7 protein-coding genes are annotated in these 6,389 nt (G+C 74.6%); 5 read left to right on the top strand and 2 right to left on the bottom strand.

Annotated elements, in window-relative coordinates; translation table 11 throughout:
• The first annotated feature begins 96 nt into the window (after positions 1-96).
• Complete coding sequence (locus AB0E96_RS36840) at positions 97-600, top strand: hypothetical protein (protein WP_359830503.1); 504 nt, start codon at positions 97-99, stop codon at positions 598-600.
• A 38-nt stretch (positions 601-638) separates the two neighbouring features.
• Here AB0E96_RS36840 and AB0E96_RS36835 read toward each other — a convergent pair whose 3' ends face one another.
• Positions 639-995 carry a hypothetical protein gene (locus AB0E96_RS36835; protein ID WP_359830501.1) on the bottom strand — a complete coding sequence of 119 codons (357 nt, stop codon included), beginning with the start codon at positions 993-995 and terminating at the stop codon, positions 639-641.
• A gap of 629 nt (positions 996-1,624) precedes the next feature.
• On the bottom strand, positions 1,625-1,942 hold the full coding sequence (locus tag AB0E96_RS36830; RefSeq protein ID WP_359830500.1) for a hypothetical protein: 318 nt from the start codon (positions 1,940-1,942) through the stop codon (positions 1,625-1,627).
• A 1,593-nt stretch (positions 1,943-3,535) separates the two neighbouring features.
• Here AB0E96_RS36830 and AB0E96_RS36825 point away from each other — a divergent pair.
• From AB0E96_RS36825 to AB0E96_RS36810, 4 genes are all read left to right on the top strand, one after another.
• On the top strand, positions 3,536-4,066 hold the full coding sequence (locus AB0E96_RS36825; protein WP_359830498.1) for a MarR family winged helix-turn-helix transcriptional regulator: 531 nt from the start codon (positions 3,536-3,538) through the stop codon (positions 4,064-4,066).
• Positions 4,063-4,923 (top strand): ATP-binding cassette domain-containing protein, encoded by an 861-nt coding sequence (locus AB0E96_RS36820; protein WP_359830496.1) that lies wholly within the window; start codon positions 4,063-4,065, stop codon positions 4,921-4,923. Before AB0E96_RS36825 ends, AB0E96_RS36820 begins: the two co-directional genes overlap by 4 nt.
• Complete coding sequence (locus tag AB0E96_RS36815) at positions 4,883-5,779, top strand: ABC transporter permease (protein WP_359830493.1); 897 nt, start codon at positions 4,883-4,885, stop codon at positions 5,777-5,779. Before AB0E96_RS36820 ends, AB0E96_RS36815 begins: the two co-directional genes overlap by 41 nt.
• A gap of 146 nt (positions 5,780-5,925) precedes the next feature.
• Positions 5,926-6,267, top strand: coding sequence for a hypothetical protein (locus AB0E96_RS36810; protein ID WP_359830491.1), 342 nt, complete (start codon positions 5,926-5,928; stop codon positions 6,265-6,267).
• The last annotated feature ends 122 nt before the right edge of the window (positions 6,268-6,389 follow it).

The following is a 6,389-nucleotide window of genomic DNA, read 5'->3' as shown; positions in this document are numbered from 1 at the left end:
GCAAGGCCGGCGCGGCCCCCTACCCGCGCAGCGGCCTGGCCGGACTGGCCGAGCGGATCCGCGCGGTGGACGGGGTCTTCCTGGAGGAATCCGGGCGTGGACCTGAGAGCGGAACTGACGCCCCCGCCGGTGAGCGAGCGGCACCTGGCCGAAGCACGCCGCGAGATCACGCGGATTGCCGCCCTGGTACTCGACCGGGCGGCGAACGCGGGGGAGGAGACCGGGAGGGAGGCGATCGCCGCCTTCAACGCCCGTACGGGCCACCGCTGCACGGCCTGCGACTTCGCCGCGTACGACGGCGGCCGCGGCCTGGCCGACTTCGCCCGCGAGGCCGCCCGCCCACCGGCGCCGCCCCGGGTCGCGGACGTCACCAGGACCGAACTCGTCGAGATCGTCCGCCGGCTCCTCGCCGCCGGCCCGGACAGCCACCACTACCTGCGGCTGCTGGAAGCCAACGTGGCGCACCCCCGGGTCGCCGACCTGGTCTTCCACCCGCCGGCCGCCCCGCACGACACCGACACCGAGGCCGACGCCACCCCCGAGGCCGGGGCCGAGCGGATCGTCGACGAGGCCCTCGCCTACCGCCCGATCACCCTGTGAGCGGCGGCGACCAAGGCCCGGCAGCCGGCGGCCCGGGCTCAGGGTCTGAGCCGCCGCGTCTGGGGGTCGTAGCAGACGAGCCCCAGCGACGCCGCGATGCCCGCCGCGACGGCCGAGGCCTCGTCGGCCATGCTCCAGCGCATCGGGAAGCAGACCAGCGGCCCCGCGGCCTCGCCGATCAGCGGCCCGGTGGACCACGGGGACACGTCGTGCTCGTCCCGCGTGAGGTCGGGCCACCGCTCCAGCAGGAGCGCGACGTACGCGGCGATCGCCGGTGTCGGAGGATGGCCGGCGTCCGTGCCGACGTACTGCCGGTAGAGGTCGTCGAAGAGCGCGCCCGCCGCCGCATCGTCGCCGGGCCGCTCGCCTTCCCACACCGCGAGGTCGTAGCTCATGCGGCAACGGGGCACCGACATCCCCCGCCTCACCTCGCACCGCCCACCGCAGCACCCCGCGCACCCGCACCAGCGCACAATGCGCCCGCCTGCTCGAGGAGTTCAACGCCGCCGTACGGCGCCCCGGCGCACACGGCGGCCTCGCCCGCCCGCCCCTGCCCCTCGACGCCCTCGCCCCGGGGCGACCGGCGGCCCGACGGCACCCACTGGATCGCGGACGACAACGCGCGCCTGGACATGGCGGCACTGCTGCGCCACTGCTTGCCCCAGCCGGAGATCCACGTGGTGGCCGCGGAGTACGGCTACGCGGCACACGAGCGCGGCTGGCTGCGCCTGGACCGGACGCCGGCGGCCCCGCGTACGCGGGCCTGGCCGGGAGCCGAGGAGCGGGCGGGCAGCGACCGCGCGCTCGATGACGTCCTGCGCGTCTACGGGCGGCCTTCCGCGGTCTTCGGGGACCAGGACCCGCGTGCGGCCAAGACCCTCGGCTACGGGTCCGGCGGCCCCGCTCGCGGTCTTCCACTTCGCCGCGGCGGCGCACACCCCGTCGGCGCGCCTGCTAGCCCCCGTCCGGTGCGCGGGGCCCCGGGTGAGGGGGCCCCGCGAGCACGGAGTCGGCGGGCTGCCGGTCAGAGGGTCTCGACCCACAGGTTCTCGGCCCAGCCGCCCGAGCCGCAGTCCCAGATGGACGCCTGCTCGATGCCGCCGTTGCGGTGCCCCTTGCTTCCGATGAACGGTGCGCTGCCCTGGAGCGCGGCGCAGACGCCGTGGACTCGGAACTCCCCGCTGCCGCCCTGGCAGAGGCCGACGGCCCGGTGTCCGTTGTCCGCGGTCCAGGCTCGGCACATATCCGCTGCCTGGGCCTGGGGCGCCAGGGCGACGGTCGTTCCCAGCATCGTGGCCAACACGAGTCCTGACGTGCCGAGCCACTTCTTCGCCTTGTTCATGGATCCCTCCAGATCGGTGGACTTCGAACCGGTCGTGGTCCGGCGGGAGGTCGGACTACCGCGCAAAGCTAGCAATCGGTGGTGCAAGCGTGGCATCCGTTCGCGGGGTGCTCCCGGAGACCCACACAACCGGAGTCCGGAGGTCGGGGCACGGAGCGTGGTACGCCCGGTGACCCGGACGGCCGCCGGCCCTGGCGGAGGGCAGGCCGCGAGGAGCAGCGCAAATACCCAAGACCGCCGCCATCTACCTCGCCGGGCTCCACGTCGCCGCCATCTTCATCCGGTCTGCGAGATGATCCGAAAGAAACGGCCTAGCCTTCCGCCGCGGCGGCGGATTCCTCGCGGCGAGCCTGAGCTTCACCCCGCTGGGCGAGGGTTTCACCGACGAGGGCGAGGAGCACCGGCACTGACGGGGAGCCCGTCCCCGGGCAGGCGGTCCGGGCCGCAGGGGCGGTGGTTCGCGGGCCCGGCCTCGACCCACTGCGGCACGCCGTAGCGGCCCAGCGGGCGGATCGGCAGCCTCAGGAGGGTGAACCAGCAGGCGGCGAAGCAGGCCCCGCGGCGTCCACGCGCGAGAAGTCGGCGGGTCCGACTTCTCGCGCACCGGTGTTCGCCTCACGCCGCCCCCGGGGCAACGGCCGTCAGGCGCCGTCGAACTCGCCGGTGCGGACGGCGGTGACGAAGGAGCGCCAGGCAAAGGAGGAGAAGACGAGGCCGGGCCGCCCGGGTCCGTGGAACCGCGCACGGGCGTGACGCCGTCGAAGCCGCCGGCGGCGGGCAAGTGGCGTCAGGCGGTGCCGAGTTCGCCGCCGTGGATCGCGGTGACGAAGGACTGCCGGGCGGCCGGCGAGAAATCGAGGCGGGGCCGCCGGGGTCCTTGCTGTCCCGTACGCGGCCGGGCTGCGCGTCGTCCACCTCGATGCGCCGGCCGCCGTCGGTGCTGTGGGCGCTCGTGCGCCGGGTGGCGGGACGGCCGCGGTTCATGGCGGTGTCCTCCTGGCCCGGGGGTGGAGCGGGAAGTCGGCCGGGCCGACTTCCCGCGCGGGGGCGGGGACGGAGGAGCTGCCGTCGCCCCGGGACCGGAGTTCCTCGGTGTGCTCGGCGAAACGCTCGAACACGCCGTCGTCCCCGCTGCGCCGCAGGTGCGTCAGCGGGGAGTCGCGGCCGACGGTCGCGGCCGAGTACGCGGTGACGAGGGCGTGTTCGTCGAAGCGGAAGACGGACGGGCCGATGCGGCGCGGGCGTCCTTCGGGGAACCGGAACGGGCCTCGGTTCCCTCGGTGCCGGAGCGCTCGGCCAGGTGGTCCCGTGTGATGCGGATGCGGGTGGACACCGCCGGAGTGTCGTCTCGGAGCCGGAGCCGGAGCCGGGGCCGGGGCCGGGGCCGCCGAGGAGGAAGCGGATGCGGCAGCCGCTCTCGGCCTTGCGTCGCGGGGTCTGGAGCAGGGGCGGGCCGCTCCCGCCGGACGAAGTGGCCGGTGTACCCGGCGAGGAGGATCTTGGCGCGGGCCTCGGCGAGCAGTCGCGCCCGCACCGACCGGGGGCAGGCCGCACCCTCGACGAATAGCTCTCACTGAGAGCTAAAATGAGGGTATGACCGCGACAGAGCCGCACCCGCTCGACGTCGCGCTGGCGGACGAGTTCTCCACCCTCCTCGTCGGCATCCAGCGCCTGGTCCGCCGCCACCTGCGGCACACGAGCGACGAACCCCGCCTGCGCGGCGCCCAGGCCGAACTGCTGCGCCTGGTGAGGGACACCCCCGGACTGCGCGTCTCGGAAGCCGCCGACGAGCTGTGCCTGGCCGGCAACTCCGTGTCCACCCTCGTCAACCAGCTCGTCGCCCTGAACCTGCTGCGCCGCGGGAGCGACCCCGCCGACCGCCGCGCCGCCCTCCTGTACGCCACCCCCGAGGCCGTCGAACGGATCGAGGCCTGGCGCCGGCGCCGCCGCGCCCTGATGGGCGACATCGTCACCGGACTCCCGCCGGCCGAACGCGAGGCCCTGGCCGCCGCGCTGCCCGCCCTGCGCCAGGTCGCCGACGGCCTGCGCACCGCACCCGCGCCGGGCACCGGGCAGAGCACCCACCAGCCTGCCGGCCGGTGCGCCGCACAGGGGGAGCGATGACCACCGAAGGCACCGCGGGCGCCGGGGACGCGGTGGTGTGCCAGGGCCTCGAGTACACCTTCCGCCACGGCCGCGGCAAGGCCACCAAGGCCGTCGACGGCATCGACCTGACCGTGCGCACCGGCGAGGTGTTCGGCCTGCTCGGCCCCAACGGCGCCGGCAAGACCACGGCCATCCGCGCGATCACCACCCTGCTGCCCGTCGGCCCCGGCATGGTGCGCGTCTTCGGCCACGACGCCACCCGCCACCCCATGCAGGTGCGCCGCCTGCTCGGCTACGTCCCCCAGCAGCTGTCCGCCGACGCCGCCCTGACCGGCCGCGAGAACGTCGCCCTGTTCGCCCGCGTCTTCGACGTCCCGCGCCGCGAACGCGCCCGCCGCGTCGACCAGGCCCTGGCCGCCGTCGACCTCACGGACGCCGCCGAGCGGATGGCCGCCACCTACTCCGGCGGCATGGTGCGCCGCCTCGAACTCGCCCAGGCCCTGGTCAGCGCCCCGCGCCTGCTCGTCCTGGACGAGCCCACCATCGGCCTGGACCCGATCGCCCGCACCGGCGTGTGGGAGCGGGTGAACGCCGTACGCGCGGCCACCGGCATGACCGTCCTGGTCACCACCCACTACATGGACGAGGCCGACCGCCACTGCGACCGCGTCGCCCTCATGGACCGCGGCCGCGTCCGCGCCCTCGGCACCCCCGCCGAACTCAAGGACCGGGTCCGCCACGCCGATCCGGACCGGCCCGCCCCCAGCCTCGACGACGTCTTCCGCCACTTCGCCGGCCGCCAACTGGCCGACGCCACCGAAGGAGACTTCTCCGATGTCCGCCGAACCCGCCGCACCGCGGGCCGCGTCGGGTGAACCCGGCCCGCCGCCGGCCGCGTCCGCCCGGCCCGCCGCCGCGGACGGCCCGGACCTGTCCCTGCTGCTGGTGCCCCCGCGCGCCCGCACCGGCTGGCGCCTGGTACCCGCCCGCATCGGCGCGATGTGCGCCGTCGAACTGCAGAAGCTGCGCCACGACCGCACCGAGCTGTACACCCGGGCCGTCCAGCCGGCGCTGTGGCTGCTGATCTTCGGCGAGACCTTCACCCGCCTCAAGGCCATCCCCACCGGCGGCATCCCGTACCTGGACTACCTGGCGCCCGGCATCATCGCCCAGTCCGCGATGTTCATCGCGATCTTCTACGGCATCATGATCATCTGGGAGCGGGACTCCGGCGTCCTCACCAAACTGCTGGTCACCCCGACCCCGCGCGCCGCCCTGGTCACCGGCAAGGCCTTCGCCGCCGGCGTCAAGGCCCTCCTGCAGGCCGTCGTGGTGGTGCTGATCGCCGCCGCCCTCGGCGTCGCCATGACCTGGAACCCGCTGCGGCTGCTGGGAGTCGTGGCCGTCGTCCTGCTCGGCTCGGCGTTCTTCTCCTGCCTGTCGATGGCCATCGCCGGCATCGTGCTCACCCGCGACCGCCTCATGGGCATCGGCCAGGCCATCACCATGCCGCTGTTCTTCGGCTCCAACGCCCTCTACCCCGTCGACCTGATGCCCGGCTGGCTCCAGGCCGTCAGCCGCGCCAACCCGCTCAGCTACCAGGTCGACGCGCTGCGCGGCCTGCTCATCGGCACCCCCTCCCACCTGCCCCTGGACTTCGCCGTCCTCGCCTTCGCCACCCTCCTCGGCATCGGCGCCGCCTCCGCCCTCCTGGGACGCCTGGCCCGCTAGGCCGTGTTCCGGAAGGTCGCCGTCCGCTTCGAGGTGGCCGTCCTCGCCGCCGCGATCGACCAGTGGCTGTGAGATCCGACGTGTCGGGCTCGCGTGCCATGCTGGCCGTGAGCCCGAAGCGGGGCGTCGCACGAGGGGAGAGACCGGTGGCCGCTGACTACTACCGCGCCGACAGCGAGAACGGCGACCACATCGACGACCCGTCCGAAGACGCCATCTTCATGCTGGTCGACGACCTCGACGACACCGACAACACGTTCCTCGTCATCCAGCCCGACGAGGACGACCCCCTCTGGTACGTCTCGGTCACCGTCCTCGACGAGGGCGGCTTCGAGATCGTCCGCCGCGACGCGAACCGCCGCGAACACGACGTGATCACCGAGACCAGCATCGACACGATCGCTCACGACCTCATCCTCTGGCTGGCCGCCCGAAGCTTCCCGGGACGGCCGGACAGACGCACCCCCGACGCCTTCCAAAACACCTAGCGCACACGGGCCCCCGACGCCGAGCACCGCCCACCCCCCGCACCGCCGGACGGCCCGACCGGCCCGAGCGGCCCGGCGCCGCGCCCCGCGTCGCCGGGCGGGGTCCGTCGGGAGGGGCGCGC

Source organism: Kitasatospora sp. NPDC036755, assembly GCF_040636595.1.
In the GTDB taxonomy this organism is placed as follows: Bacteria; Actinomycetota; Actinomycetes; order Streptomycetales; family Streptomycetaceae; genus Kitasatospora.
Note: the sequence above shows the minus strand (reverse complement) of the source record. Positions and strands in the feature narration are given on the sequence as shown.